Origin of the sequence: Leifsonella bigeumensis, from assembly GCF_039537265.1 — a bacterium.
Taxonomy (GTDB): Bacteria; Actinomycetota; Actinomycetes; order Actinomycetales; family Microbacteriaceae; genus Terrimesophilobacter; species Terrimesophilobacter bigeumensis.
Window position 1 is genome coordinate 393887 of sequence record NZ_BAABAE010000001.1, and the last position, 25946, is coordinate 419832.

General features: G+C 68.1%; 26 protein-coding genes. 14 read left to right on the plus strand and 12 right to left on the minus strand.

What is annotated here, in order from left to right; translation table 11 throughout:
• The first annotated feature begins 8 nt into the window (after window positions 1–8).
• Complete coding sequence (aceA, locus tag ABD678_RS02155) at window positions 9–1310, plus strand: isocitrate lyase (protein ID WP_344753207.1); 1302 nt, start codon at window positions 9–11, stop codon at window positions 1308–1310.
• 31 nt (window positions 1311–1341) lie between these two features.
• A complete protein-coding gene (gene aceB / locus ABD678_RS02160; protein ID WP_344753208.1) occupies window positions 1342–2958 on the plus strand; it encodes a malate synthase A in 1617 nt (538 codons plus the stop codon).
• Between the two features lie 10 nt (window positions 2959–2968).
• Here the strand turns inward: aceB and ABD678_RS02165 are convergent, their stop codons facing one another.
• The gene (locus ABD678_RS02165; RefSeq protein WP_344753209.1) at window positions 2969–3445 is read right to left on the minus strand and encodes a MarR family winged helix-turn-helix transcriptional regulator; all 477 of its coding nucleotides are present in this window, start codon (window positions 3443–3445) and stop codon (window positions 2969–2971) included.
• Between the two features lie 100 nt (window positions 3446–3545).
• Here ABD678_RS02165 and ABD678_RS02170 point away from each other — a divergent pair, with 100 nt between their 5' ends.
• Window positions 3546–4127 carry an NADPH-dependent FMN reductase gene (locus ABD678_RS02170; RefSeq protein WP_344753211.1) on the plus strand — a complete coding sequence of 194 codons (582 nt, stop codon included), beginning with the start codon at window positions 3546–3548 and terminating at the stop codon, window positions 4125–4127.
• 104 nt (window positions 4128–4231) lie between these two features.
• On the opposite strand, the gene ABD678_RS02175 is transcribed toward ABD678_RS02170, so the two are convergent.
• Window positions 4232–4672: an Lrp/AsnC family transcriptional regulator gene (locus ABD678_RS02175; protein WP_344753212.1), complete on the minus strand. Its 441-nt coding sequence runs from the start codon at window positions 4670–4672 to the stop codon at window positions 4232–4234.
• 165 nt (window positions 4673–4837) lie between these two features.
• On the opposite strand from ABD678_RS02175, the gene ddaH reads away from it, so the two are divergent.
• Window positions 4838–5701: a dimethylargininase gene (gene ddaH / locus ABD678_RS02180; protein WP_344753213.1), complete on the plus strand. Its 864-nt coding sequence runs from the start codon at window positions 4838–4840 to the stop codon at window positions 5699–5701.
• A 28-nt stretch (window positions 5702–5729) separates the two neighbouring features.
• On the opposite strand, the gene ABD678_RS02185 is transcribed toward ddaH, so the two are convergent.
• Window positions 5730–6878, minus strand: a complete 1149-nt coding sequence (locus tag ABD678_RS02185; protein ID WP_344753215.1) for an ROK family transcriptional regulator — start codon at window positions 6876–6878, stop codon at window positions 5730–5732.
• 189 nt (window positions 6879–7067) lie between these two features.
• Between ABD678_RS02185 and ABD678_RS02190 the strand changes: the two genes are divergently transcribed.
• The 8 genes from ABD678_RS02190 (at window position 7068) to ABD678_RS02225 (ending at window position 15351) form a co-directional block, all read left to right on the plus strand.
• Window positions 7068–8348, plus strand: a complete 1281-nt coding sequence (locus tag ABD678_RS02190) for an extracellular solute-binding protein (protein WP_344753216.1) — start codon at window positions 7068–7070, stop codon at window positions 8346–8348.
• 32 nt (window positions 8349–8380) lie between these two features.
• Window positions 8381–9334: a carbohydrate ABC transporter permease gene (locus ABD678_RS02195; RefSeq protein ID WP_344753218.1), complete on the plus strand. Its 954-nt coding sequence runs from the start codon at window positions 8381–8383 to the stop codon at window positions 9332–9334.
• Complete coding sequence (locus tag ABD678_RS02200) at window positions 9331–10173, plus strand: carbohydrate ABC transporter permease (RefSeq protein ID WP_344753219.1); 843 nt, start codon at window positions 9331–9333, stop codon at window positions 10171–10173. The genes ABD678_RS02195 and ABD678_RS02200 overlap by 4 nt, the downstream gene beginning before the upstream one ends.
• 2 nt (window positions 10174–10175) lie before the next feature.
• Window positions 10176–11273, plus strand: a complete 1098-nt coding sequence (locus ABD678_RS02205) for a glycoside hydrolase family 15 protein (protein WP_344753221.1) — start codon at window positions 10176–10178, stop codon at window positions 11271–11273.
• Window positions 11264–12889 (plus strand): glycoside hydrolase family 66 protein, encoded by a 1626-nt coding sequence (locus ABD678_RS02210; protein WP_344753222.1) that lies wholly within the window; start codon window positions 11264–11266, stop codon window positions 12887–12889. Before ABD678_RS02205 ends, ABD678_RS02210 begins: the two co-directional genes overlap by 10 nt.
• A 41-nt stretch (window positions 12890–12930) precedes the next feature.
• Window positions 12931–14535 carry an acyl-CoA dehydrogenase family protein gene (locus ABD678_RS02215; RefSeq protein WP_344753224.1) on the plus strand — a complete coding sequence of 535 codons (1605 nt, stop codon included), beginning with the start codon at window positions 12931–12933 and terminating at the stop codon, window positions 14533–14535.
• A gap of 96 nt (window positions 14536–14631) precedes the next feature.
• On the plus strand, window positions 14632–14907 hold the full coding sequence (locus tag ABD678_RS02220; RefSeq protein ID WP_344753226.1) for a ribbon-helix-helix protein, CopG family: 276 nt from the start codon (window positions 14632–14634) through the stop codon (window positions 14905–14907).
• Window positions 14908–15351 (plus strand): type II toxin-antitoxin system VapC family toxin, encoded by a 444-nt coding sequence (locus tag ABD678_RS02225; RefSeq protein WP_344753228.1) that lies wholly within the window; start codon window positions 14908–14910, stop codon window positions 15349–15351.
• Here ABD678_RS02225 and ABD678_RS02230 read toward each other — a convergent pair.
• The 7 genes from ABD678_RS02230 to ABD678_RS02260 all read right to left on the minus strand — a co-directional run bounded on the left by ABD678_RS02230 (window position 15344) and on the right by ABD678_RS02260 (window position 22278).
• A complete protein-coding gene (locus tag ABD678_RS02230; RefSeq protein ID WP_344753230.1) occupies window positions 15344–16243 on the minus strand; it encodes a carbohydrate ABC transporter permease in 900 nt (299 codons plus the stop codon). The genes ABD678_RS02225 and ABD678_RS02230 overlap by 8 nt on opposite strands.
• The gene (locus ABD678_RS02235) at window positions 16240–17121 is read right to left on the minus strand and encodes a carbohydrate ABC transporter permease (protein ID WP_344753232.1); all 882 of its coding nucleotides are present in this window, start codon (window positions 17119–17121) and stop codon (window positions 16240–16242) included. The genes ABD678_RS02230 and ABD678_RS02235 overlap by 4 nt, the downstream gene beginning before the upstream one ends.
• A 61-nt stretch (window positions 17122–17182) precedes the next feature.
• Window positions 17183–18448, minus strand: a complete 1266-nt coding sequence (locus ABD678_RS02240; RefSeq protein ID WP_344753234.1) for an ABC transporter substrate-binding protein — start codon at window positions 18446–18448, stop codon at window positions 17183–17185.
• On the minus strand, window positions 18445–19815 hold the full coding sequence (locus ABD678_RS02245) for a protein O-GlcNAcase (protein ID WP_344753236.1): 1371 nt from the start codon (window positions 19813–19815) through the stop codon (window positions 18445–18447). The genes ABD678_RS02240 and ABD678_RS02245 overlap by 4 nt, the downstream gene beginning before the upstream one ends.
• Complete coding sequence (locus tag ABD678_RS02250; protein WP_344753238.1) at window positions 19812–20552, minus strand: SIS domain-containing protein; 741 nt, start codon at window positions 20550–20552, stop codon at window positions 19812–19814. The genes ABD678_RS02245 and ABD678_RS02250 overlap by 4 nt, the downstream gene beginning before the upstream one ends.
• A complete protein-coding gene (locus tag ABD678_RS02255; RefSeq protein ID WP_344753240.1) occupies window positions 20549–21538 on the minus strand; it encodes an N-acetylglucosamine kinase in 990 nt (329 codons plus the stop codon). Before ABD678_RS02255 ends, ABD678_RS02250 begins: the two co-directional genes overlap by 4 nt.
• Window positions 21535–22278 (minus strand): GntR family transcriptional regulator, encoded by a 744-nt coding sequence (locus ABD678_RS02260; RefSeq protein ID WP_344753242.1) that lies wholly within the window; start codon window positions 22276–22278, stop codon window positions 21535–21537. The genes ABD678_RS02255 and ABD678_RS02260 overlap by 4 nt, the downstream gene beginning before the upstream one ends.
• Before the next feature lie 211 nt (window positions 22279–22489).
• Between ABD678_RS02260 and ABD678_RS02265 the strand changes: the two genes are divergently transcribed.
• Together ABD678_RS02265 and ABD678_RS02270 are read left to right on the plus strand one after the other, a co-directional pair.
• Window positions 22490–23083 carry a GNAT family N-acetyltransferase gene (locus tag ABD678_RS02265; protein WP_344753244.1) on the plus strand — a complete coding sequence of 198 codons (594 nt, stop codon included), beginning with the start codon at window positions 22490–22492 and terminating at the stop codon, window positions 23081–23083.
• Window positions 23080–24096 (plus strand): Gfo/Idh/MocA family protein, encoded by a 1017-nt coding sequence (locus ABD678_RS02270; RefSeq protein WP_344753246.1) that lies wholly within the window; start codon window positions 23080–23082, stop codon window positions 24094–24096. The genes ABD678_RS02265 and ABD678_RS02270 overlap by 4 nt, the downstream gene beginning before the upstream one ends.
• Before the next feature lie 64 nt (window positions 24097–24160).
• Here the strand turns inward: ABD678_RS02270 and ABD678_RS02275 are convergent, their stop codons facing one another.
• Both ABD678_RS02275 and ABD678_RS02280 read right to left on the minus strand, forming a co-directional pair.
• Entirely contained in the window at window positions 24161–25483 is a 1323-nt protein-coding gene (locus ABD678_RS02275) for an MFS transporter (protein ID WP_344753248.1), read from the minus strand.
• Window positions 25480–25896, minus strand: coding sequence for a MarR family winged helix-turn-helix transcriptional regulator (locus ABD678_RS02280; protein ID WP_344753251.1), 417 nt, complete (start codon window positions 25894–25896; stop codon window positions 25480–25482). The genes ABD678_RS02275 and ABD678_RS02280 overlap by 4 nt, the downstream gene beginning before the upstream one ends.
• Window positions 25897–25946: the final 50 nt, after the last annotated feature.

The following is a 25946-nucleotide window of genomic DNA, read 5'->3' on the forward strand; positions in this document are numbered from 1 at the left end:
GAGACATCATGAGCACCCAGACCCCGGCCACCGGACCCAGGCCAGGTGACCAGACCCAGACGGCAGCGCAGCTCGAGACCGAGTGGAAGACGAACGCGCGGTGGAGCGGCATCGCCCGCGACTACTCGGCCGAGGACGTCATCGAACTGCGCGGCTCGGTGCGCGAGGAGCGCACGCTCGCCCGACGCGGCGCCGAGAACCTGTGGCGGCTCATCAACGAGGACGACGACTGGGTGCGCGCGCTCGGCGCCCTCACCGGCAACCAGGCGGTGCAGCAGGTTCGGGCGGGGCTGAAGGCCATCTACCTGTCCGGCTGGCAGGTCGCCGCCGACGCGAACCTGGCCGGCCAGACCTACCCCGACCAGAGCCTGTATCCGGCCAACTCGGTCCCGGCGGTCGTGCGCCGCATCAACAACGCGCTCCTGCGCGCGAGCCAGGTCGAGGGGTCCGGAATCGACTGGCTCGCCCCCATCGTCGCGGATGCCGAGGCCGGCTTCGGCGGACCCCTCAACGCCTACGAGCTCATGCACTCGATGATCGAGGCGGGAGCGGCGGGTGTGCACTGGGAGGACCAGCTGGCATCCGAGAAGAAGTGCGGGCACATGGGGGGCAAGGTGCTCGTCCCGACCGGCCAGCACATCCGCACCCTCAATGCTGCGAGGCTCGCGGCCGATGTCGCCGGGGTGCCGACGATCGTCATCGCACGGACCGACGCGCTCGCCGCGACCCTCATCACGAGCGACATCGACGAGCGGGATCGCCCGTTCATCGACGGCGAGCGCACGGCGGAGGGTTTCTATCAGACCGCCCCCGGCATCGACACCGTGCTGGCGCGCGGGCATGCCTATGCTCCGTACGCCGACCTGCTATGGGTCGAGTCGTCCGAGCCGGACCTCGAACTCGCGCGCACCTTCGCCGAGAGCATCCACCGCGAGTTCCCCGGCAAGAAGCTCGCCTACAACTGCTCGCCGTCCTTCAACTGGAAGAACCACCTCGACGATGACACGATCGCGCGATTCCAGCGCGAGCTCGCCGCCATGGGCTACGCGTTCCAGTTCATCACCCTCGCCGGATTCCACGCGCTCAACCACTCGATGTTCGAGCTCGCGCGCGGCTACCAGGACCGCCAGATGAGCGCCTACGTCGAACTGCAGGAGGCCGAGTTCGCCTCCGAGGCGAACGGCTACACCGCCACCCGCCACCAGCGCGAGGTCGGAACCGGCTACTTCGACCGCGTGGCGACGGTGCTCAACCCCGGCAGCCAGACGCTCGCCCTCGTCGGCTCCACCGAGACCGCCCAGTTCCACTGATCGCTTGTCCCAAATGAAGGAGAACACCATCATGACCAGCATCCGGATCGACGGCCCGCTACGGGCGCGCTACGACGACATCCTCACGCCGGAGGCACTCGCCTTCCTCACCGAACTGCACGACCGTTTTGCCGGCCGCCGCCACGACGAGCTCGCGGCGCGCATGCGGGTGCGCTACGACCTCGGCAACGGCCGCAACCTCGGATTCCTCTCCGGGACGGCGGATGTCCGAGCCGACCCGGACTGGCGCGTCGCGGGTGCGGGCCCCGGCCTGGCCGACCGCAGGGTCGAGATCACCGGCCCGACCGACCGCAAGATGGCGATCAACGCCCTCAACTCCGGGGCGAACGTGTGGCTCGCCGACCAGGAGGACGCGACGAGCCCGACCTGGACGAACGTCATCGAGGGGCAGCTCACGCTGCTCGACGCCATCCGCGGAACGCTCGAGCACACGAGTGAGGACGGTCGCGAGTACCGGGTGACCGGCGAGACCCCGACGATCGTGCTGCGCCCACGCGGCTGGCATCTCGTCGAGAAGCACCTGAGCCATCTCGATCGCGCCGGCCGCAGCATGCCGGCCTCCGGCTCGCTCGTCGACTTCGGACTGTACTTCTTCCACAACGCCCAGGCGCTCATTGCTCAGGGTCGCGGTCCGTACTTCTACCTGCCGAAGCTCGAGAGCCACCGCGAGGCCCGGCTCTGGAACGACGTGTTCTCGTTCTCGGAGGAGGCGCTCGGCATCCCGCACGGGACCATCCGGGCAACGGTGCTCATCGAGACCATCCCGGCCGCCTTCGAGATGGAGGAGATCCTCTACGAACTGCGCGATCACTGCGCCGGGCTCAACGCGGGCCGCTGGGACTACATCTTCAGCATCATCAAGAACTACCGAGGCCGCGGGCAGAGCTTCGTTCTTCCCGACCGCAATGAGATCACCATGACGGTGCCGTTCATGCGCGCCTACACGGAACTGCTCGTGAGCACGTGCCACCGCCGGGGCGCGTATGCGATCGGAGGCATGAGTGCGTTCATCCCCAACCGGCGCAACCCCGTCGTGACCGAGAGGGCCGTCGAGAAGGTGAGCGCGGACAAGCGCAGGGAGGCCGCCGACGGGTTCGATGGCACCTGGGTCGCGCATCCGGATCTCATCGGCACCGCTCGTGCCGAGTTCGACGAGGTGCTCGGTGGCGAACCGAACCAGCTCGACCGCCTCCGCGACGACGTGCGCGTCACGGCTGGCCAGTTGCTGGACATCCGGTCGGTCAATGGCGCCATCACCTACGCGGGGGTGTACGGCAACGTCTCCGTGGCCGTGCGGTACATCGAATCCTGGCTGCGCGGTGTCGGCGCGGCGGCGATCGACGACCTCATGGAGGATGCGGCGACCGCCGAGATCAGCCGGTCCCAGGTGTGGCAGTGGATCCATCAGGATGTCGTGACCCAGGAGGGTACGCGGGTCACCCGCGAGCTCATCGAGAGCATGCTGGATGACCTGCTTCGCACGCTGCCGAGAACCGTGGAGGATCGCTTCGACGACGCCGTGGAGGTGTTCCGGGATGTGGCGCTGCGCGAGGAGTACCCGACGTTCCTCACCCTGTACGCCTATTCGCGTTACCTCGTCGAGGAGCGGGAGCCGGTCGCCGCCTGACGGTCTGCGGTCAGGAGTCTTCGTCGCAGGCCGGTGGGTTGATCGCCTCGAGCACCCGCTCGGAGACGGCCTGGAGGGAACTCAGTTCTTCCGGCGTCAGCACGTCGAAGAACAGGCCCCGGATGGCCGTGGTGTGTTCGCGCATCGCCCCGAGCACGGCCCGCCGGCCCTGGGTCGTGAGCTCGATCCAGGTCCCGCGCAGGTCGTCTTCGCATTCGCTGCGCTCGACGAGTCCGCGCGCCTCCATGCGGGTGACCTGGTGGGAGATCCGGCTCTTCTCCCAGCCGATCCTCGCGGTGAGGTCGCGACTGCGCAGCCGCCTCTGGGGGGACTCGAACAGGGCGAGCAGGATCTCGTAGTCGGGGCCGGAGATCCCGGCGTCCCGCTGGAGCTGGTCCTCGAGGGCGCGGTCGAGCTGCCGTCGCATGGCATAGAACTTCCGCCAGACGGCCCATTCCTCTCGGGTGACCTCGGAGACTTCGGACATCCTGAACATTCTATCTGATGGTTGACACATCAACCAATAATGACTTATGGTGATGTGTCACCAAGTTTGGTGGGGTCAGAGTCGCAGCGAAAGGGCACCAATGTCAAACCTCAGAATCGGAATCATCGTCGGCAGCGTTCGTCCGGGGCGCAAGGGCCTCACGGTCGGTGAGTGGGTCAAGGCGAATGCGAAGGCCGACGGCGTCGAGTTCGAGCTGGTCGACCTCGCCGACTTCGCCCTGCCGAATCTCGATGAGGCGCTGCCGGCCAGCATGGGCCAGTACCAGAACGCCCACACCAAGGCCTGGGGCAGGAAGATCGACGAGTTCGACGGCTATATCTTCGTGACGCCCGAATACAACCACTCCCTCCCGGGCTCGCTCAAGAACGCGCTCGACTTCCTCTCCGCAGAGTGGCACAACAAGGCGGCCGCGATCGTGAGCTACGGGAGCATGGGCGGGGTTCGCGCGAACGAGCACCTGCGCCAGATCCTCGCCGAGCTCGAGATCGCCGACGTACGCCAGAACGTCATGCTCTCGATCTTCACCGACTGGAAGAACTTCTCGGAGTTCACCCCCGCCGACATGCACCTCGCCGAGCTGCAGAAGCAGGTCGACCAGCTCACCGCCTGGGCCGGAGCGCTCAAGCCGCTGCGCGCCGAGGACGAGGCGCTCGCCGCCTAAGGGTCGTTGCCCGTCCCAAATGAAGGCATTCCGACATCCGCAGCCCGCAGAATCAGGCGACGGAGAGCACCAGTCGGCGAAATGCCTTCATTTGGGACGCGACGTCAGGACTCGTGCGTGCGGTGGATGAGCTTCGAGAGCACGATCGCCGAGCGGGTGTGGTCGACGTTCGGCGCGATCCGCACCCGCTCGAGGGCGACCTCGAGGCTCGCGATGTCACGTGAGCGCATGTGGACGATGGCGTCGGCGCTGCCGGTGACGGTCCCGGCGTCGACCACCTCCGGCACGGCGGCGAGAATGCGGCGCAGCTCCTCCGGGGCGACCGTGCCGCGGCAGAACAGCTCCACGTAGGCCTCCGTCGCAAGCCCGTCGACGTTCGGGTCGACCTGGATCGTGAACCCGCGGATGACCTTGTCGGCCACCAGCCGGTCGACGCGGCGTTTCACCGCGGAGGCGGAGAGGCCGATGACCTCGCCGATGTCGCCGTAGCCGGCCCGGGCGTTCTGGCGCAGGAGGTCGATGATGCCGTAGTCGAGGCTGTCCATGCCGACACTTTACGGTGAATCGTTGTGTCAGGGCCAGCCGCCACGCAGGATCAGTGCGCTCTTCGGCGTGAAGCGTCAGATACCACCGTGCAAAACTGGAGATGGCGTCCCGTACCGGGGCTCGTGCGAGTGACCTGGTCCGCCGACATCCCATCGGAGGCTCCCATGAGCGACACACTCGTCGACAACCAGAAGTCCGTTCCCCAGCGGCGCCCGTCCCAGCGCACCATCCTGATGTGCCGGCCGGACCATTTCACCGTGAGCTACCGGATCAACCCGTGGATGCATCCGGAGACCCCCACAGACACCTCGCTTGCCGTGAAGCAGTGGGAGACGCTCTACGAGACGTACCGCGGGCTCGGATTCGACGTGCAGCTCATCGACCCGATCGAGGGGCTCCCCGACATGGTCTACGCGGCCAATGGCGGCTTCGTGCTCGACAACATCGCCTACGGTGCGAGCTTCACCTTCCCGGAGCGCCAGCCGGAGGGCCCGGCCTACATGGACTGGTTCCGGCAGCACGGCTACGACGTGCGTGTCCCGAAGGAGGTCAACGAGGGCGAGGGCGACTTCCTGCTCGTCGGGGACACGATCCTGGCCGGCACCGGGTTCCGCAGCGACTCGGACAGCCACCGCGAGGTCGCCGAGATCTTCGGTCGCACCGTGATCACGCTCGAGCTCGTCAACCCGAGCTTCTACCACCTCGACACCGCGATCGCCGTGCTCGACCCGTCTCCCGCGCCCGGCGAGAAGGCGAACATCGCCTACCTGCCGTCGGCCTTCAACGAGGCCGGGCTCGCCATCCTGCGCGAGCGGTATCCGGATGCGATCCTCGTCACGGAGGAGGACGCGGCCGTTCTCGGCCTCAACTCCTACTCGGACGGCTACAACATCGTGATCGCCTCCCGGGCGAAGGACTTCGAGCGGCAGCTGCGCGAGCGCGGTTACAACCCGATCGGTGTCGACCTCTCCGAGCTGCTGCTCGGCGGTGGCGGGGTCAAGTGCTGCACGCTGGAACTTCGCAGGTAGCGTCGAGCGCGGTCGATCGCCGGACGGATCAGAGCCGGCGGCCGAGTACGTAGCGCTGGATGGCGATGACCGCGGCGCCCCGGCACCACTCGGTGTCGTCTCCCGGCGTGGCAACGATGTCCAGCTTGTGGGTCCGCGGGTCACGGTCTTCGGCGATTCCACGGTGCATGGCCTCTCCCGCCACGTCGACCAGCCGCACCCCCTCCCCGCCGAGGATGATCCGCTCCGGGACGGTGAGGTTGGCCATGGCCGCGATCATCCGCCCGAGGCCTCGCCCGGCGTCGTCGACGACCCGCCTGGCCGCGGGCTCTCCGGCGACCGCGAGGTCGAGGGCCTCGTCGTAGCCCACCTCGCGGCCGAGCGCCGTCGAGACCGCCTGCGTGATGGCCGCCTGGGTGAGCATGCTCCGGGCGCAGCCGCGATGGCCGGCCGGGCACAGCGGGCCGAAGGGGTCGATCGGCCAGTGCCCGACGAGGCCGATGCCGGAGTCCTCGTTGACGACGAGGCGGTCGTGGACCACGAGCCCATAGCCGATCCCCGCGCCGAGGGTGAGCACGGCGAAGCTGTCGAGACCGCGCCCGGCGCCGAACCAGTGCTCGGCCTCGGTGAAGGCGACGATGTCGTTCTCGATGACGGTGGGAATCCCCGTCGCGGTCTCGAGCATGGTGCCGAGTGCGACCTCGCTCCACTCCAGGAACGGCGCGCTCGTGACGATCGCATGGTCGGAGACGAGGCCGCCGATGCCGACGCCGAGGGCCGTCACCGATGGGACGCTCCCGCCGAGGCGGGTGGCGAGCTCGGCGAGGACGCCGGCCACGGCATCCGGATCGCGCGAATCGAGGGCGGCGGATGCCGTGGCCACGACGTTCGCGCGCAGATCGGTCGTGACGCCGAGGACTCCGTTGCCGGTGAGCTTCATCCCGATGAAGTGGCGGGAGTCCGCGACGACGTCGAGCGGTCGTGACGGTCGACCGGCGCGGCCATCCACGCGCTCTTCGACTTCGACGAGCAGACCGGCCTCGATGAGCGGGGTGCTCAGGCGAGTGAGTGAGCCGGGGGAGAGGTCGAGGCGCCGGGCGATCTCACTCCGCGAGATCGGGCCGTTGATGAGCACCTCGAGGGCGACGGACTGTGAGGGGCCGGGCGATGGCGTCCACGGCGGGGTCGCGATTCTCACGGTCCCTCCTCACGGACAGTTCTACATCCTCGTCGTGTTTATTTTGCTATTCAAGATACTATGACGAATTCTTCGACCAAAGACAACGATTGACATCGAATTACTTTTGCAGTAAAACTAATGCCAGGCACCACTCCCTCCGTACTCGTTCCCTGGAGGCGGAGTATCGAAACGATAGGAGTAATCGCAATGAAGCGTTCCAGCAAGTTCGGATCGGCGGTGGCGATCGCGGCAGCACTCGCGATGGCGGTCACCGGGTGTTCCGGCGATTCCGGTGGCGGAGACGGTACAGCAGACAACCCCGTGACGATCACGTTCTGGGGGTCCTATGGCAACGGAGGAAACTCCACCCAGCAGGACGCCCTCAACAAGGTGCTCATCCCCGCCTTCGAGAAGGACAATCCGGGCATCAAGGTCAAGTACGTGGACATCCCGTACGACGACCTGCTGCAGAAGCTCACGACGAGCGCCGCCGGCGATGAACTGCCCGACCTCGTCAGGGCTGACCTCGGCTGGGTGCCGCAGTTCGCCGACCTCGGTGTGCTCGTGCCGCTCTCCGACGCCATGGACGACTTCCAGGAGCTCGCGGACGCCACCTACCCCGGCTCGCTGTCCACGAACCTCTACGACGGCAAGTACTACGGGCTTCCCCTCGACACCAACACCAGGGTGTTCATCACGACCCAGGCTGCACTGGATGCCGCCGGAGTGGACTCCCCGCCGGCGACCTTCGACGAGCTGAAGGCGATGGCTGCGGCACTCAAGGGAACCGATGTCTCGATCTTCGCCGACAGCGGGCTCGGCGCCTGGAACATCTCGCCATGGATCTGGTCCGGCGGAGGAGCCATCACCGACGACGACCTCACGACCGCGACCGGCTATCTGGACAGCGCCAAGAGCGTCGCAGCCGTACAGATGCTCGTCGACTTCTACCAGGACGGCCTCATCCCCAACCTGATCACCGGCAACGAAGGCGCGACCGGGACATCCGATGGTCTGCCAGGCGGACAGTACGCGACCATCCTCGACGGACCGTGGATGCAGGGGGTCTGGAGTGGCCAGTACCCCGACTTCAAACCCATCTACGCTCCGGTTCCCGCTGGTGACGGCGGCTCGGTGAGCGTCGTCGGGGGCGAGGACATCGTGCTGACGGCGAGCTCGAAGCACCAGGATGCGGCGATCAAGTTCATCCGCTTCACGCAGAGCGAGCAGTTCCAGATCGAGATGGTCAAGACTGGGCAGATGACCGTGATCCCGGCGTACGCCGACCAGCAGACCGGGATCGCCGACTACTACTCGACGTTCTCCGACCAGCTGACCACGGCGAAGTCCCGGCTCGCGATCCCGCAGGCGTCCAAGGTCGACACCATCCTGTCGACTGAACTCACACCGGCCTTCGAGGGCACCATTTCGGTCAAGGACGCACTCAGCAAGGCCGCCGCCCAGATCGACGAGTTGCTCGGGAACTAGCGGACTTGTCCACCATCGCCAGGGATCAGACCGTGACCGGTCGTGCAGCGGGGCTCGCCTCCGCTGCACGACCCGGTCCCCGGCGCAGGCTCACCGGCAGCAGGTTGCGGGCCGGCCTGACCCCCTACCTCTTCGTCGCGCCCGGCGCGATCCTGTTCGGTGTCATGATCGTCTACCCGATGGTGCAGGCCGTGCAGATGAGCTTCTTCGACTGGAAGATCGTCGGGAGCGCGACGAGCGAGTTCCTCGGGCTCGACAACTACATCCGGGCAGTCCAGGACGAGCACTTCTGGCTGAGCCTGACCAACAGCGGCATCTACATGCTCTTCACCGTGCCGCCACAGATCGTGCTCGGACTCCTCGTCGCCCTCCTTCTCAAGAAGAAGAGCCCGGCGCAGCCCCTGTTCCGCGTGCTGTTCTATCTCCCCGTGGTCACGAGCTGGGTCGTCGTCTCGCTCCTGTTCAAGTACCTCTTCGCCGACCGTGGTCTCATCAACTTCACTCTCGGCGACTTCCTGCACCTCACGAGCGGCGACACGTCCTGGCTCGCGGGCCGCTGGACCGCCCTCGCCGCCATCTGCGCGCTTGGCGTCTGGAAGGGCGTCGGCTGGGCGATGATGATCTTCCTCGCCGGGCTCCAGGGCGTCCCTCAGGAGCTCGAAGAGGCGGCGACCGTGGATGGGGCGAATCGCTGGCAGCGCTTCCGCGCCGTCACCCTCCCCGCGATCTGGCCGGCGATGCTGTTCGTCGTCGTCATGCTCGTGATCGGCGGGTTCAACGTCTTCACCTCCGTGCTTCTCATGACCGGCGGCGGGCCGGCGGGGCAGACGGATGTCGTGCTCACCTACATGTACCAGCAGGCGTTCTCCTTCCTCGACTTCGGGTACGGCTCGGCGCTGTCGGTCATCCTGACGGTCATCGTCTTCATCGTCGCGGTCATCCAGCTGCGCTTGTTCCGCGACCGGAGCGGGGAGGTGCTCGCATGAGTCGCAACCGTTCCGCGCGCAGCCTCTCGACGACGTTCCGATACGTCGCGCTCGTCGCGGGCGCTCTCGTCATGGTCACGCCGTTCATCTACATGGTGTCGACGAGCTTCAAGGCCCAGGCCTACGTGCTGACGTTCCCGCCCCAGTTCATCCCCGACCCGGCGACGACCGACAACTACGTCCAGGCGCTCACGACCCAGAACTTCGGGCTGTACTTCCTCAACTCGATCGTCGTCTCGGTGATCGCGACGGCGGCATCCGTGCTCGTGAGTTCGATGATGGCGTACGCCTTCGCGCGGTTCCGCTTTCCGGGGCGCGAGCTGATCTTCCGGATCCTGCTACTCGGGCTCATCGTCCCGGCGATGATGCTCATCATCCCGCAATTCATCCTCGCCAAGCAGCTCCACCTGCTGGACTCGCTGCTCGGTCTCATCGTCTTCTATACGGCGGGCACCCTCGCGCTCAACACCTTCCTGTTGCGCGGCTTCTTCGAGTCGATCCCGTGGGAGCTCGATCAGGCGATGCAGGTGGACGGTGCAGGGGCCTGGACCCGCTACTGGCGACTCGCGCTTCCGCTCGCCAAACCCGCGCTCGCGACGGCGACGATCTTCACGTTCCTCTCCTGCTGGGACGAGTTCGCCTGGGCGCTCACAATCATCAACACACCGGAGCACCTGACGCTGCCCGTGGCGATTCAGCTCTTCCAGGGTCAGAACGCCACCCAGTGGGGGCTCGTCTTCGCCGCCTCGCTCATCGCGGTCATCCCGGTGATCATCGTCTTCCTCGTGTTCCAGCGCTACTTCGTCCAGGGCCTCACGGCCGGGGCCGTCAAAGGATAAGAATGACCGCAACACTCTCCCCGCAGACCCTCATCGACCACGGCGTCGGGGTCATCACTGAAGGGCAGGCGCCCTCCGGCGCCTACATCGCGAGCCCGAACTTTCCGCAGTACCACTTCGCGTGGCTGCGCGATGGCGCGTACTGCGCGCTCGCGATGGATGCCGCCGGCCGCCGGGAGTCCGCCGCCGCCTTTCACGACTGGGTCGCCGGCGTCGTCGAGGCGCAGTCACCGCGCATCCGCTCGGTCGAGACCCGGATGCTGCGCGGCGACATCCCCGGGCCCGACGAACTCCTCCCGACCCGGTACACGCTCGAGGGCGAGGCCGAGCACGTCGAAGGCGAGGCGTGGCCGAACTTCCAGCTCGACGGCTACGGCACCTGGCTGTTCGCGCTGCACTCCCACTACGGCGCGGACCTGCCTGCCCGGCTGCTGCCGGCGGCCCACCTCGCCGCCGACTACCTCCTGGCGACCTGGCGACTCCCGTGCTTCGACTACTGGGAGGAGTTCGGCGAACGTCAGCACACCTCGACCCTCGCGGCGATCGCCGCCGGTCTTCGTGCGGCGGCCCGGATGCTCGGCCGGACCGAGCTCGACACCATCGCCGACGGGATCGTCGGATTCGTGCTCGAGAACTGCGTCGTCGACGGCGTGCTCGGCAAAGGGCCGGAGGATCCTCGCGTCGACGCGAGCCTGGTGTCCCTCGCGACGCCGTTCGGTCTGCTGGATGCCGGGCATCCGGTCATGCGGGCCACGGTCGACAGGATCCGTACCGAGCTCGCCTCGCCGACGGGCGGCATCCGCCGCTACCGGGGCGACACCTACTTCGGCGGCAACCCCTGGCTGCTGCTGACCGCCTGGCTCGGCTGGCACGACCGGCTCACGGGCGATGAGCTCGGTCACACGGCCGCGCGCAACTGGGTGCTCGACCACGTGTCCAAGGGCGGCGACCTGCCGGAGCAGATCCTCCACGAACCGCAGGATGCCGCCTTCGTCGGGCCGTGGCTCGAGCGCTGGGGCCCGGTCGCGAACCCGCTGCTCTGGTCGCACGCCAAGTTCATCCTCATGGAGTCGGATGCGGGGGCGGCGACGTGGCGCTGATCCCCGACCGCGCGACCTATGCGCCCGGCCATCCGGTCGTCATCGAACTCTCCGCGCCCGCCCCGGCAGACGGCATGGCCGTCGTCTCGAGACTGAACGAGATCGTCCGCACGGTGCCCGTCGCCGCCCTGGCGACCATGGCCGATCTCGGCAGCTTCGACCGGGGCGGGTACGGAGTCCGGATCGGATCGGCGGTCACGGCGTTCGACGTGCTCGACGACCCCTTCGAGCGTCCGCGGTACGGCTTCGTCGTGGAGATCACCGAGGGTGTGGACGTGCCGGAGGTCTCCCGGTTCTTCCGCCGACTCCACCTCAACCTCGCCCAGTTCTACGACTGGGCCTACCGTCACTCGCAGCTCATGCCGCCCGGTCAGCACTATGTCGACCCGCTCGGCCAGGAGCGCGACCTCGGCACCGTCGACCGGATGGCCGGGGCGCTCGCCGACGCCGGCACCGTCCCGCTCGGCTACAGCGCGGTCTACGCGATCGGCAGCGACGAGGTCGCCGACTGGGGCGAGAGTCTCTTGCTCCGCTCCGACGGCGAACCGTACCGGCTCGGTGAGGACTTCCTCGTGCTCGTCGACCCCGCCGAGCCGCGCTGGCTCGAGCACTACCTCGCGCAACTCGAGCAGGTGCTGGAGGGAACGGCGCTGCGCGGGTTCCACCTCGACCAGTACGGCTGGCCGAAGTTCGCGACCCGCGGCGACGGAGCGCGCGTCGACCTCTCGGCCTCGTTCGTCGCGCTCCTCGGAGCGGTTCGCGACCGGATGCCCGGCGCCCGCTTCATGTTCAACAACGTCAACGACTTCCCGACGCTCGCCACAGCGCCGACGCCGCAGGACGCCACCTACATCGAGGTCTGGGCTCCGCACACCGAACTGCAGGACCTGGCGACGCTCGCGACGGATGCCCGCGCGGCCCGGCCAGAGCATCCGCCGATCCTCTCCGCCTATCTCAGCTGCTACCGGGAGGACGGGGCCCAGTCGGACGAGGCCAGCGCGAACCGCGCGGCCGGCCTCGTCATGGCGACCGCGTTCTCGCACGGGGCGAGCCACCTCCTCCTCGGTGAGGACGGGCACGCCCTCACCGACCCCTACTACCCGCGCAACCATGAGCTGGCCGAGGGGAGCATCGACTTCTTCGCGGCCTGGTACGACTTCGCCGTGCGCTACGGCGACCTGCTGTTCGACCCGGCGGCGCAGGATGTCACCGGGTCGTTCACGGGCGGGATCAACGAGGATGTCGTGCTCACCGGCGCCGACTTCTCGACGAAGGCGGACGCTGGCGCCGTCTGGACGCACGTCGTGCGCACCCCGCTCGGCCTCGTGATCCACCTCATCAATCTCGTCGGGCAGACCGAGACCGCCTGGGACGCGGGCAAGAACCCGACCCAGGCGCTCGCGGGCGCCTCACTCGAGCTCGCTCTCGTGCGCGAGGGCACCGAGGTCTGGTTCGCGAGCGTGGATGAGCCGGACATGGTCGCGCTGCCTCGCACCGGGACATCCGCCTCCGCCCAGACCGACGCGCTGTCGGCGGGGCAATCGAGCACGGTCTTCTCGCTTCCCGCCCTGCAGGCCTACTCGATCGTGTTCATACCGGAGGACGGGCTGGGGTAGCAGCCGGCACGGATCTCCGTGTTCGGGATTAGCGTGGTGGCATGCCCACTCACGAAGTCGAGAACCAGGCACCGCCGCGCGTCGACGTGGACGAGTTCGGGACCAACCGGCCGCTCGTGGATGCGGTGGCCCGTTTCGATGCCGAGTGGGCGCTCGGCGACCTTCGTGGGGTGGGGAAGCTCGTCGGGAGCGCGACGTTCCAGCGCGACGCGGAGGTGGCGAGCACCCAGGTGCCGGTGCTGCGCACGCACGACCGTTTCGGGCACCGGATCGATGAGGTCGACTACGACGAGTCATACCACCGCATCCTGTCGGCCGCCGTCGCGCACGGCGCCCACACGAGCGCCTGGGCGGATCCGCGGCCCGGGGCGAACGTTGCGAGGGCGGCCACGTTCATGCTGTTCGCCCAGGTGGAGCCCGGTCACGCCTGCCCGACCTCCATGACGCACGCGGCGGTGCCGGCGCTCGCGGCATCCGACGCGTTGACCACGCGCTGGCTTCCGCGGCTCCTTAGCCGCGACTACGACGGGGCCTTGTCGGCCGGCAAGTCATCGGCCCTGTTCGGCATGGCGATGACGGAGAAGCAAGGCGGCTCCGACGTGCGGGCGAACACGACGGTCGCGGTGGATGCCGGCGACGGAAGCCACCGCCTCACCGGGCACAAGTGGTTCTGCAGCGCACCCATGTCTGATGCCTTCCTCGTCCTGGCGCAGACGGCGGCCGGGCTCAGTTGCTTCCTCCTCCCCCGCGTGCTCGAGGATGGTACCCGGAATGCCTTCGCCATCCAACGGCTGAAGAACAAGCTCGGCAATCGTTCGAACGCGTCGTGCGAGGTCGAGTTCGACGGCACGGTCGCGTACCTTCTTGGCGAGGAGGGGCGCGGCGTCGCGACGATCATCGAGATGGTGGCGCGAACACGCCTCGACTGCGTGCTCGGCACGGCGGCGGGGATGCGCCAGTCGGTCGCGGAGGCACTGTGGCTGGTTCGGCACCGGTCGGCGTCCGGGGCGAAGCTCATCGACCAGCCGGCGATGACCGCTGTGGTCGCCGACCTGGCGCTCGAGTCCGAGGCGGCGACCGTGACCGGGTTGCGCCTCGCCCGTGCGCACGACGATGACGCGGATGACCGGGAGCAGCAGTTCCGCCGCCTGGCGACGGCCGTGTCGAAGTACTGGATCTGCAAGCGTGGACCGGAGCACGCCTACGAGGCGATGGAGTGCCTCGGCGGCAACGGCTACATCGAGGACTTCCCGCTCGCCCGACGGTATCGGGAACAGCCGGTCATGGCGATCTGGGAGGGCTCGGGCAACGTCATCGCGCTCGACGTGCTGCGCGCGATGGCCCGCGAGCCGGAGACGGTGGAGGCGTTCCTCGCGGAGGTCTCACTGGCCGACGGCGTCCACCCCGTTTTCGACGCCTACCTGGCCGATACCCGCGGCATCCTGGCGGGGACTCCGGAGCCGGCTCAGGCCCGCCGCATCACGGAACATCTGGCGTTGATCCTGCAGGCATCGCTCATGCTGCGTTTCTCCACTGCGGCTGCTGCCGACACGTTCGTGCAGTCCCGGCTGGGCGATGACCGCGGTCGGCTCTACGGGGTGCTTCCGCGCGGTGCAGACCTCAGGGCCATCCTCGACCGGCATTGACGGTGGCGGCCGCGCCGTCCCGGGTATCAGCCGGGCTGCGACGACATGTCAAAGTCAGTCGGTACCGTATCAGTACCGAATGGTACTGTTCCGTGCATGGCAACGAATCTGAGACTGCGGCCTGAGGTGGAGACCGCGCTGCGCAAGGAAGCCGAGCGCACAGGGCGCTCGCAGCAGGCGCTCATCCGGGAGGCGCTCGAGAGCTTCCTCGGCCTTGCGCCGAACAAGCCGACCGGCCGAACGCTGGACGAGCTCATCGCCGCCGGCATCGTGCATCCGCCACGTGAGCCGTTCCGCCGGGCACCGCGGCTGGCTCCGTTGCCGGAGGGTGTCACCACCGTCGACCTGCTCGACCGAGAAGACAGGTTCTGAGTGCTCATCTACGTCGACAGCAGCGCCCTCGTGAAGCGCGCGCTGCAGGAGGCGGAATCAGGACAGCTCGTTGACGCCCTTGCGGGGCACGTTGACTCGGGGGCGAGATTGTTCTCTTCGGCGCTCGGAACGATCGAGACGACGCGGATCATCCGCCAGCGTCTTGACGACATGGATCCATTTACGGTCGTCGACCTCATCGGAGCCGCGTTGTCTGGCGTCATCGAGTACCCGATCACCGACCAGGTCGCCAGTATCGCCGCCCGGCTGGGGCCGTTCTCCCTTCGCAGCCTGGACGCCATCCATCTCGCGACGGCGACCCTCGTGAACGCCGACCTCGTCTGTGCCTACGACCAGCGGCTGCTCCTGGCTGCGAGCGAACTCGGGTTCCGTACGATCTCTCCGGGGTTGGCTCCCGGGGCCGGATCGCTCGTCGCTATTTGAGGCTGCCCGCCGTGATCCCCTCGACGATCTGCTTGTTGAAGACGATGTAGATGACGATCATCGGGAGGGTGATGATCGTCAGCGCGGAGAACAGCAACCCGTAGTCGGTCACATAACGGCTGGAGAACGCGAGCAGCCCGGTCGGGATCGTCTTGAGCGAGTCGTCCTGGATGTAGAGCAGCGCGAGGAGGAATTCGTTCCAGCAGGCCAACGCCGAGAAGATCGCGACCGTCGCGAGGCCGGGCCGCAGCAGCGGGAGCACGATGCCCCAGAACACCCGGAGGTCGCCGGCCCCGTCGATCTTCGCCGCCTCGAACAACTCATTCGGCAGCGCATCGAGGTACACCTTGAGCAGGTAGACGGCGAGAGGGAGGCCCATCGCCGTGTAGGGGATGATGAGCGCCCAGCGGGTGTCGGTGATCGCGAGGTCGGTGAACATCGTCGACTGGGCGATGAAGTAGGACTGCAGGGGGAGCAGCAGCCCGAGCGCGAGGGCGCCCATGAAGAACCCCCGCCCGGCGAACCGGTATCGGCTGAACGCGAACGCGGCGCCGGCGCCGAGCACGAGGATCGCGAGAACAGAGACCCCCGTGACGATGACGCTGTTGAGCGCGTACTGGCCGATGTGGCCGACATCCCAGGCCTTGGCCCACTGGCCGAGGTCGATGCTCTCCGGCAGGGCGAAGGGCGTGGAGAAGATCGCCGAGTTCGACTTGAAGCTCGAGGCGACCATCCAGACCATCGGGAAGAAGAACACGACAGCGATGACGACGAGGCCGATCGAGACGAGGATGCCGGGAAGGCGGCGCGTCAGCATCCCAGTTCCCGGCCGTGGGGCCGAGGAGTGTGGCGCGGATGCCGCGGTGCGCGGCGCGGATGCCGTCGCCGTCACGATCCCGTACCCTCCGTCCTGCCCCGGCTGAACCGGGCGAACAGCAGCCCGACCACCACGACGATCGCCGTGAGCAGCACGGCCATGGCCGAGCCGTAGCCGACGTTGCCGAAGCTGAACACCGACTTCACGAGATACGTCGTGGGGATCTCGGTGACACCGTATGGCCCGCCATTGGTCATGACGTAGAACAGGTCGAAGCCCTGGAACCCGCCCGTCACGCACAACAGCACCGCGACGGTCACGGCGTTCCGGATCATCGGCACCTTCACGCGCCGGAAGATCTGCCACTCCCCCGCGCCGTCGAGCCTCGCCGCCTCGACGATCTCGCTCGGCACCTGGTTGAACGCCGCATAGAAGATGGTCATGTAGAAGCCCGCGTACACCCAGCCTGAGACGACGCAGATCGCCAGGAGCGCGGTGCTCGTGTCGCCGAGCCACACCCTCTGCAGGTCCTCGAATCCGATCGCCTGAAGCGCGGCGTTGAGCAGGCCGAAGTCCGCGTTGTAGACGAACTTCCAGAGCACCGCGACGACCACCATCGGCAGCATGACGGGCGTGAAGATCGCGACGCGGAACCACAGCGACCCGCGGCGCAGGGCGCTCACGAGACCGGCGAGGCACAGCCCGACGAGCACCTCGAGCACGAGCGTCGCGGCGATGTAGACGAGCACGTGCGCGAAGGAGTCGCGGAAGAGAGCGTCCTGGATGGCCTTGACGTAGTTGTCGATGCCGGCGAAGACCATCGGCCCGTAGCCGTTCCACGTCGTGAAGCTGTAGACGACGGTCATCGCGACCGGCCACAGCACGGCGAAGCCGAACACGAGGAGCGCCGGCCCGAGGAACAGGTACGGCGTCGCGGTGCGCGTCGGTTTCACGGTGGAATCTCTCCCGAATGTCCGGCTCGTCCGCGTTCGGGTCGCGGACGAGCCGGAGGTCTCAGCCCAGTTTCTGGTCGATGCCGGCCAGGGCGTCACTCGGCGACTTCTGGCCACCGAGGACCTCGGCGAGTGCCGAGTAGAGGGCGTTCGCCATCTCCAGGTCGTACCCGGTGTCCGGCGGAAGCACGATCGCCGGGGCGGTAGTCAGCAGGTTGTTCAGGCTCGCGGAGCGGGAGTCGATATCCTGCCCTGCTGCGGCGGACTTCGCCATCGGCGTGAGCTCGGCGGCGATGAACGCCTGCACGTTCTCATCGCTGTTGAGGAGCGCGAGGAACTCGGCCGCGGCATCCTGCTTCGTGCTCTTCGCGTTGACGACGTAACCCGTCACGACGCCGATGACGCTCCCCTGGTCGCCGGCGCCGTCGGGCATGGCCGGGAGGTTCACGTAGTCGAAGTCGAGGTCGGGCGCCTCGTCGATCGCCCAGCTCACGAGCCAGGATCCGATCGCGTGCATCGCGGCCTTGCCCTGGAAGAACAGCTGGGCACCCTCGTTGTCGTCGATCGCGTTGGCGGAGTCGTTGACGCACTTGTGGTCGGCGAGCTCCTTCACGTAGCCGAGCGCCTTCTCCCACTCGGGGGTCGAGAACTTGGCGTTGCCGGAGAGCGTCTGCTCGTAGACATCCTCACCCACCACGCGGGAGGCGAGGTGAGCGAGCCAGTTGCCCGCCGCCCACAGGTCCTTGTTGCCGGAGGCGATCGGGATGATGCCCTTCGCGCTGAGGGTGTCGCAGGCGCTCAGCAGCTCGGCCCAGGTGGTCGGGGGCGTCACGCCGGCGTCGGCGAGGATGGCCTTGTTGTACCAGAGCACGTTCGTCACGTCGGCCGAGTGCGGGACCATGACGATCTTGCCGTCGAGAGTCACCGAGTCGAAGACGCTGTCGTCGAACAGCCCGGCGATGGGTCCGTCCTTCACGGCATCCGTGAGGTCGGCGGCGAACCCGTCGTCGACGCGCTGCTGGAGCCGGCTGCCCGCCCACTCGAAGTAGATGTCGGGGGCGTTGCGGCCATTGAGGAGGTTGGGTAGTCCGATGGTCTGGTACAGGTCGTCGTCCTGGTAGTTCATCTCCACCTTCATGTCGGGGTGGTCCTTCATGAACTGGGCGGCGACGTCATCCCAGACGCGGATCTGCGCCTCGCCGGGCGAGCCCATCGCGACGCGCAGGACGTTGTCGTCCCCGCCGCCGCCAGGGGTGCATCCGGCGATGCTGAGCGCTACCGCCGCGGCCGCGATGGCCGCGATCGTGGTCTTCATGCGTTGTGTCATGATGCAGCTTCCTTACTGTGTGGGGTTGGTGTTGGCTGGGCGTTCTCCGCCGGTGGGCGGCGGACGATGAGTTCGGAGAGGGTCATGTCGAGGACGTCGCCGAACACGCGCACCCTCAGGTCGCGGATCCGCCCGAGGAACGGCGCGAGCTCGGTGGGGCCGTCGGAACCGAGTCGGCCGGACCGATAGAGCTCGACGACGCACTTGACCGCCCTGGCCCCGATCTTGAAAGCCTCGATCCAGGGCCGTGCCTCTGCGACGAGTCGCCGCGTGCGGGCCGGTCCGCGCAGGAGTCGCTCGGCCGCCGCGAGCATCCGGTCCGCCACCTCGTCGAGTTCGTCCGCCGCGTGCTCAGGGTCGCCGTAGACGCTCTCGAAGGCGAACGATTCGAGCGCGTGCTGGAGGAGGGGGGCATCCTCTGCGGCGAGGCACGACGAGCGCACATTGTCGGCGAACACCGTGTAGGCCTCCGCGTCGTCGCCGGCGACCGCCGCGATGGCCCGGTGCCAGCTCTCCTCCGGGTCGTAGCCGGCCGGGTCGGCGAGGTAGTCGGCGATCGTGGCGAACGCGATCTTCGATGACTCGAACAACTCCATGCCGTTCGCGATGACGCCGCGCGAGCTGCGGAACAGCTCCCGGTCGCGGCCGCGGTACGGGCCGACGTGCAGTTCGTGCCTCATGGCGACGTCGTTGACCGGATAGTTGTCCCAGTAGGTCGGTGCCCGGCCGGTCGCCTTCGCGAACACCTCGGCGTCGGCGAGGTCGAGTGTGGCCGAGCAGATCGCCCGCCCGGTCCAGAACAGTTCGATGCGCGGGTCGATCGACTGCCCGAGGCGGGAGATGTACTCCTCGTCGCCGTAGCCCCAGTACTGCGTCGGACAGACGAAGAGCCTGCTCCCCTCGGCCAGCCGGTCATGCACGTCGCCGACCAGGCGGGCGTGCGCCTCGACGAGGCCGGCGAAGACCGAGCGGTCGGAAGGGTGCTGAAGCTCGCCCGGGATGTCGTCGAGCAGGAGCCCGAAGGAGGTGACCCCGAGGTCCGCGATGGAGTCGAACTTCTCCGAGAGCAGAGAGCGGTCGCTCTCGCTCGAGTACTCGATCGAGAGCCCGGGAGAGAGGCAGTAGACGAGGTCGAGGCCGTGGGCGGCACATCGCTCGATCAACTCGGAGAGCCGTGCCAGTTCCGCGCCACTGTAGGCCTGGCGCCAGTCCTGGCGGACGAGAGGGTCGTCCTTCGGAGAGTAGACGAAGGTGTTCATCCCGCGCTCGCCGAGGAAGCCGGCAAGCTCGAGCCGCTGCTCGTGCGTCCACGGGGTTCCGTAGAAGCCCTCGATGACGCCGCGGATGGCGAACGGCGAGGCGGTCACGACGACGTCTCCCTATGGAGGAATCTCAGGTTGTCGGCGTCGCCGCCCTCGGTGTTGCTGCTCGAATAGACCTCGGGGGTGACACCGCGGTCGACGAGCAGTTGCACGGCCTCGGCCACGATGGCGTTGAGGATGGCCGTTCCGACCACGGTGGAGGTGGGGGCGACCCTCTTCGCGAACCCGCGGATGTCCACGGCAGCGTCACCGACGCATCCGCCGTTGTCGATCACGACGTCCGCGAGCTCGTGGAGACGAGGGAGATCGGTGGCGCGCGCCTTCGAGGAGGTGGCATGCTGCAGGCTCGTGACGGCGATGACCGAGGCGCCGCTATCGCGGACCCGGCGCACGAGCTCGGAGGTGACGGCGTTGCTGCCGGAGTTCGAGGCGGCGATGAGAACATCGCCGGCCACGACCGGGTGGTCGAGCAGGAGTGCCTCGGCGAGACCGTGCAGCCGCTCGAGGGAGGTGCTGAGCGGTGCACTCGCGTGGAGCATGAGCCCCTCGAACAGGATGGGGCTCACGCGGACGAGCCCGCCTGCTCGGTAGAACAGCTCCTCGGCCAGCATGTGCGAGTGCCCGGTCCCGAAGACGTGGAGGGTGCGACCGTCCTCGAGGGCGGCCGCGACGAGTTCGGCGGCGGCGGCGATGTTCGGCCACTCCTCGGTGCCGAGTCGCTCGATGAGGCGTTCAGCGGTCGCGAGGTAGGTGCGTCCTGCGGAGTCCTGCTCGGTGCTCATGCTGCGGCCCCGTCCTTCCAGAGATGAGTGAGGGCCCGGTAGCGTCCGGGAGAGTCGGCTGAGCCGAGCAACAGGGCGCCATCGATGGGTTCGGCATCGGCGTTGCGCGGGAGGATGCCGGGATGTCCGGCCAGGAGGGCGTCGAGGCGGGTCCGCAGCGGCGAGCCGGCCTCGAGCATCCGTCCGCCGAGGGCGAGGGGGGCGTCATCGAGGGGGTCCGTCGCGGCGAGGTACTCTGCAGCGGCGATGGCGGTCTTCAGCAGGCGCGCGGCCGCGTCGTCGAGGATGCCCCCGGCGACGTCGTCCCCGTCGGCTGCGGCATCCAGCACCTCACGCGCGAACTGGGCGATCTCGTTGACGGGGCCGGCGGAGTCGTGGAGGCGGATGGCCAGGCCGTCGAGATCCCCGTAGCGCGAGGCGGCGCGCGTGCTCAGCGCGCTTGTTCGGCCGCGGTCGCGATCCCTCAGCACCTCGCCGAGGGCGCGCCGGCCGATCCAGAATGCTCCGCCCTCATCGCCGAGGAGGTAGCCGTGGCCGTCGAACACGCGAGCCTGACCGGCCCCGGGAACGGCGAGGCAGGCCACACCGGTTCCGACGACGAGCGAGACCCCTGGCGCTCCGGAGAGCGCGCCGGCGTGCGAGGTGACGGTGTCGTCGGCGAGCCACACCTCGGGCGAACGCGTGCCGGCCGCGACGAGGGCGCACAGCCGGTCGGCCTCCCCCGGCTCGACGGGCGCTGTTGTCAGCCCGAGCACGACCCGGTCCGCGGGAGGGAATCCGGATGCCTCCCACGCGGTCGCGATCGTCTCGGCGACCGCCGTGACGCTGTCGCCCGCGCGGCTCACGCCGGCCGCCTCGACGACCCGAGGCGCAGACGAGTGTCGCAGCCGGATGCCCGACTGGCCGCCATCCACCGCCAGTACGGCCACCATCCCGCCCAGCGTGTCTCTCGCGGTCATCCTGCCCGGCGTGTCTCTCGCGGTCATCCTGCCCGCCTGGCCTGGATGGTGGAGAACGCGGCGCCGGAGATGTCGGCGGTGAGCTGGTAGCGGTCGCCGCGGTAGATGCAGTGGGCGATCATGATGACCCGGCCACGCGTGTCCGAATCGACCATGCGGATGCGCAGGCAGGCCTGCTCGTCGTCGAGCGCGAGCAGTTCGCGCACCCGGGGCTCCGGCAGGACGGGCTCGATCGAGACCTTGGCGGCACCCGTGACGATCCGGTAGCGCTCGGCGAGGAGCTCGTAGAGGGAGCCGCCGAGATCGCCTCCGCCGAGGCCCGGGACGAGCTTCTGCGGGATCCACACGGTCTCCACGGCCATGGCGTCGCCGCTCGCGAGGCGGAGCCGCGTGAAGCTCAGGACGGGGTCGCCGATCGGGATCCTCAGCTGGCCGGCGAGCGTTCCGTCGGCGGGGACCACGCGGAACGCGAGCAGGCGGCTGGAGGGGACGAGACCGCGGTCGCGCATGTCCTGCGAGAACGAGGTGAGGCCGAGCAGTCGAACGAAGGGCTGCGGGGTCACATAGGTGCCGGAGCCGTGCCGGCGCTCGACGATCCCTTCCGCGACGAGAGCGTCGACGGCTCGCCGCAGCGTCATCCGGGCGACCCCCCACCGCGCGCTCAGGTCGCGTTCGCTCGGCAGCCGGTCGCCCACGCTCGCCGCCGCGATGAGTTCCCGCAGGCGGGCGCGCAGGGAGTGACGCATGGAGGCTTGGGTGGGTGACACCCTGACAGTAGACCCCGGATGATCGTGGCGCGCAAGAGCAGAATGAGACCACTTCTCGCCGGGTGCGACTTGGAGCAGAGACCGCTCAGTCTGACCTGATTCAAGCCATACCAGTGGAATCGCACATATTCGACGTGGCGGGCTAGACCACTCCGCGACCTGCAGCCGAAATATCGGTAGACCACTCAGCGGGAGCGGTAATCTAAGCGCCGTGACCGTGATTCGATCCGCGACCGTCCAGGACATCCCCGGCGTTTACCGGGTATGCCTGCAGACCGGCGACTCCGGCGGGGATGCCACCGGGCTCTACCGGAATCCCGACCTGCTGGGCCACGTCTACGTCGGCCCGTACCTCGTGGGGCAGCCTGCGCACGCCTTCGTCGCCGCCGACGCGCAGGGAATCGCCGGGTACACCTTCGCCGCGGCCGACACCCGCGCCTTCGAAGCCTGGGCGGAGGCCGAGTGGTGGCCTCCGCTGCGCGAGCAGTACCCGCTCACCGAGGGGTCCTCGCCCGACGACGAGGTCACCCGGCTCCTCCACGCCCCGGAGACCGCCCCGGATGAGGTGGTCGCCGAGTACGCCGCCCACCTCCACATCGACCTCCTTCCCCGCATCCAGGGTCAGGGTCTCGGCCGTGGACTCATCGATCGTGTTCTCGGAAGCCTCGAGGCGCTCGGCGTGCGCGGCGCGCACCTCGGCGTCGCAGAGGACAACGAGAATGCGACGCGGTTCTACCGGCACCTCGGATTCGAGGAGCTGGCCATGCGGCCCGGTGTGCGCTACCTCGGAATGCGGCTCGCATGAGGTTCCCGACGCCGCGGGTCACCCCGTTGCGAGGGGGACCGATCCTGCGCTGGGGTGTTCTCGGTCCGGGAGGGATCGCCGGCGACTTCACGGCCACCCTCCATGCGAACACCGACCAGCGGGTTCACGCGGTCGCATCGAGATCGCTCGAGCGCGCAGAACGCTTCGCGGCGGCTCACGGCGTGCCGCGAAGCTACGGCGACTACCGGCAGCTCGTCGCCGATCCGGCCATCGACATCGTCTACGTGTCGTCGGTCAACAGCGAGCACCGCGCTCTTGCTGAACTCGCGATCGCTGCCGGCAAGCACGTGCTCATCGAGAAGCCGATCGGCGTCGACGCGGAGGACGCCCGTGCGATCGCCCGCGCCGCCCGCGCCGCGGGCGTCTTCGCGATGGAGGCGATGTGGAGCCGCTACCTGCCCCAGACCGACCTGCTGCGCCAGCTCCTCGACGCCGGTGCGTTCGGGGACGTCAAGGTCGTGACCGCGGACTTCGGTGAGGACTTCGGCGACGACCGCTCCGCCCCGGTCTTCCGCCCGGAGCTCGGTGGTGGGGTCCTTCGCGACATCGGCATCTACCCGGTCTGGTTCGCCCGGTTCGTACTCGGCGACCCCGCATCCATGACCGTGCGCGGATCCCGGCTCGAGACCGGCGTCGACGCCCAGGTCGCCGCGATCCTGGAGAGGGCCGATGGTGCGCAGGCGATCCTCAGCGCGACGATGCTCGCCGGCACCCCGGTCGAGGCGACCATCAGCGGCACCCTCGCCCGCGCCGAGGTGCGCAGCCCGTTCCTCATGCCGGATGGTTTCGACTTCGTGACCGCGCAGGAGCGCAGCACCTGGACGGACGATTCGGGCCTGCGTCTCCGAGAGGGTCTCTGCTGGCAGGCGGTCGCCGTCGCCCAGCACGTCGCCGACGGGCTCACCGAGTCGCCGGTGCATTCGCTCGACGACTCGATCGCCATCATGGGCATTCTCGACTCGCTCCGCGACGCTCTCGACCCGACGCCGTAGCGGGTCCAGCTGGTCTTCGGCGCCGGTCGCCGCGCCGGGCACCAGCATCCGGAAGTTCAATGGATCAGCCCTTCTGCACCTCCGCCTCCACGATCGCGATCTCCTGCGTCGCGAGTTCATGGGCCCGGGCATCGCTCGCGTAGCCGACGCGCAGTTGCGGCCACGACCTCGAGTAGCGCACCCGCACGTGCTTGTATCTCACGAGCCAGTAGAGGCATACGGATGCCGCCAGAACTCCGGAGATCGCGGCGACTCCGAGCCCCCAGCGCGGGCCGAACTGGTTGACGACCCAGCCGACGAACGGTGCCCCCACCGGGGTGCCGCCGACGAAGATCGCCATGTACAGGGCCATGACGCGCCCGCGCATGGCGGGATTCACCGTGGTCTGCACGGTCGCGTTCGCGGTCGTCATGAACATGAGGGAGGCGAAGCCGATGAGCGCGAGGGAGACGGCGAAGCTCGCGAAGCTGGGCATGAGCGCCGCCAGCAGGCAGGCGACGCCGAAGAGCCCGGAGGCGAAGAAGATCGTGCGCATCCTCGGCCTCTCCTGCCGCGCGGAGACGAGGGCACCCGTCACCGAACCGACCGCCATGATCGAACTGAGCAAGCCGAACTCTCCCGCCCCCTTGTGGAACTCGATCGTCGCCATGGTCGAGGTGAAGATGGAGAAGTTCATCCCGAAGGTGCCGATCAGGCTCACCATGACGAGGATGACGACGATCGCCGGCTTGCCGCGCACGTAACGGAACCCGGCGATGATCTGGCCTTTCGCACGGGGGGCGCGGGGCTGCTCCCTCAGTTCGCTCACGCGGATCAACCACAGTGCGATGAGCGTTCCGGCGAAGGTCAGGGAGTTGATCACGAAGACCCAGCCGGCACCGATGACGACGGTGAGGAGGCCCGCGACGGCCGGGCCGATCATCCGGGCCGTGTGGAAGGAGACCGAGTTGAGCGAGACCGCGTTGGTGAGGTCCTTCTTCTCGACGAGCTCGGCCACGAAGGTCTGGCGAATCGGGGCGTCGACCGCCGACGCGATCCCGAGCAGCAGCGCGAACAGGTAGACGTGCCAGAGCTGGGCCACACCGGTGACGACGATGGCGCCGAGTCCGAGCGCGAGCATGCCCATCACCGCCTGCGTGACCATGAGCATCCGCCGTACGTTCACGCGGTCGGCGATCAGGCCGGCCCAGGGCATGAGGACGAGCACGGGGCCGAGTTGCAGGGCCATCGTGATCCCGACGGCGGCGGCATCGTGGTCGGTGAGCTCGGTGAGCACGATCCAGTCCTGGGCGGTGCGCTGCATCCAGGTGCCGATGTTGGAGGTGAGCGCGCCGATGAACCAGAGCAGATAGTTGTGCACCCGGAGGGAGCGGAAGGTCGAATTCACTGCTCGGAGAGCTCCTTCAGGATGGGCGTCGCCTGGTCGAGGATGCTGCGTTGCTCTGGAGTGAGCGCCGCGAGTCGCTGGGTGAACCAGGCGTCCCGGCGGCGACGCGTCTCCTCGACGAAGTCGTGCCCCGCCTTCGAGAGGTCGATCGCGACCTTGCGGGCGTCATCTTTCACGCTCTCGCGCGTCACGAGCCCGGAGGCGGCGAGCGCGTTGACCGTGCGGTTCATGCTGGGCGGTGTCACGTTCTCGTGTTCGCTGAGCGACCGCAGGGTCTGCGGGCCGTCGTTGGCGAGGGTGAACAGGACCGATCTCTGCGCCTCCGTGATCTCCTGGTCGGCCTGCATCGTGCGGATGCGCCGGGAGAGCCGCTGGATCGCGAAGCGAAGCTGTTGATTGCTGTCGTGGGGCATATTGTTAGTTTAGCAAATTAGTTTTGCTAACGAATCCGGACGACGCCGTC

Coding starts and splice junctions, on each gene's coding strand:
- aceA (WP_344753207.1), top strand. CDS start 9: ATGAGCACCCAGACCCCGGCCACCGGACCCAGGCCAGGTGACCAGACC.
- aceB (WP_344753208.1), top strand. CDS start 1,342: ATGACCAGCATCCGGATCGACGGCCCGCTACGGGCGCGCTACGACGAC.
- ABD678_RS02165 (WP_344753209.1), bottom strand. CDS start 3,445: ATGTCCGAAGTCTCCGAGGTCACCCGAGAGGAATGGGCCGTCTGGCGG.
- ABD678_RS02170 (WP_344753211.1), top strand. CDS start 3,546: ATGTCAAACCTCAGAATCGGAATCATCGTCGGCAGCGTTCGTCCGGGG.
- ABD678_RS02175 (WP_344753212.1), bottom strand. CDS start 4,672: ATGGACAGCCTCGACTACGGCATCATCGACCTCCTGCGCCAGAACGCC.
- ddaH (WP_344753213.1), top strand. CDS start 4,838: ATGAGCGACACACTCGTCGACAACCAGAAGTCCGTTCCCCAGCGGCGC.
- ABD678_RS02190 (WP_344753216.1), top strand. CDS start 7,068: ATGAAGCGTTCCAGCAAGTTCGGATCGGCGGTGGCGATCGCGGCAGCA.
- ABD678_RS02200 (WP_344753219.1), top strand. CDS start 9,331: ATGAGTCGCAACCGTTCCGCGCGCAGCCTCTCGACGACGTTCCGATAC.
- ABD678_RS02205 (WP_344753221.1), top strand. CDS start 10,176: ATGACCGCAACACTCTCCCCGCAGACCCTCATCGACCACGGCGTCGGG.
- ABD678_RS02215 (WP_344753224.1), top strand. CDS start 12,931: ATGCCCACTCACGAAGTCGAGAACCAGGCACCGCCGCGCGTCGACGTG.
- ABD678_RS02220 (WP_344753226.1), top strand. CDS start 14,632: ATGGCAACGAATCTGAGACTGCGGCCTGAGGTGGAGACCGCGCTGCGC.
- ABD678_RS02240 (WP_344753234.1), bottom strand. CDS start 18,448: ATGACACAACGCATGAAGACCACGATCGCGGCCATCGCGGCCGCGGCG.
- ABD678_RS02250 (WP_344753238.1), bottom strand. CDS start 20,552: ATGAGCACCGAGCAGGACTCCGCAGGACGCACCTACCTCGCGACCGCT.
- ABD678_RS02255 (WP_344753240.1), bottom strand. CDS start 21,538: ATGACCGCGAGAGACACGCCGGGCAGGATGACCGCGAGAGACACGCTG.
- ABD678_RS02270 (WP_344753246.1), top strand. CDS start 23,080: ATGAGGTTCCCGACGCCGCGGGTCACCCCGTTGCGAGGGGGACCGATC.
- ABD678_RS02280 (WP_344753251.1), bottom strand. CDS start 25,896: ATGCCCCACGACAGCAATCAACAGCTTCGCTTCGCGATCCAGCGGCTC.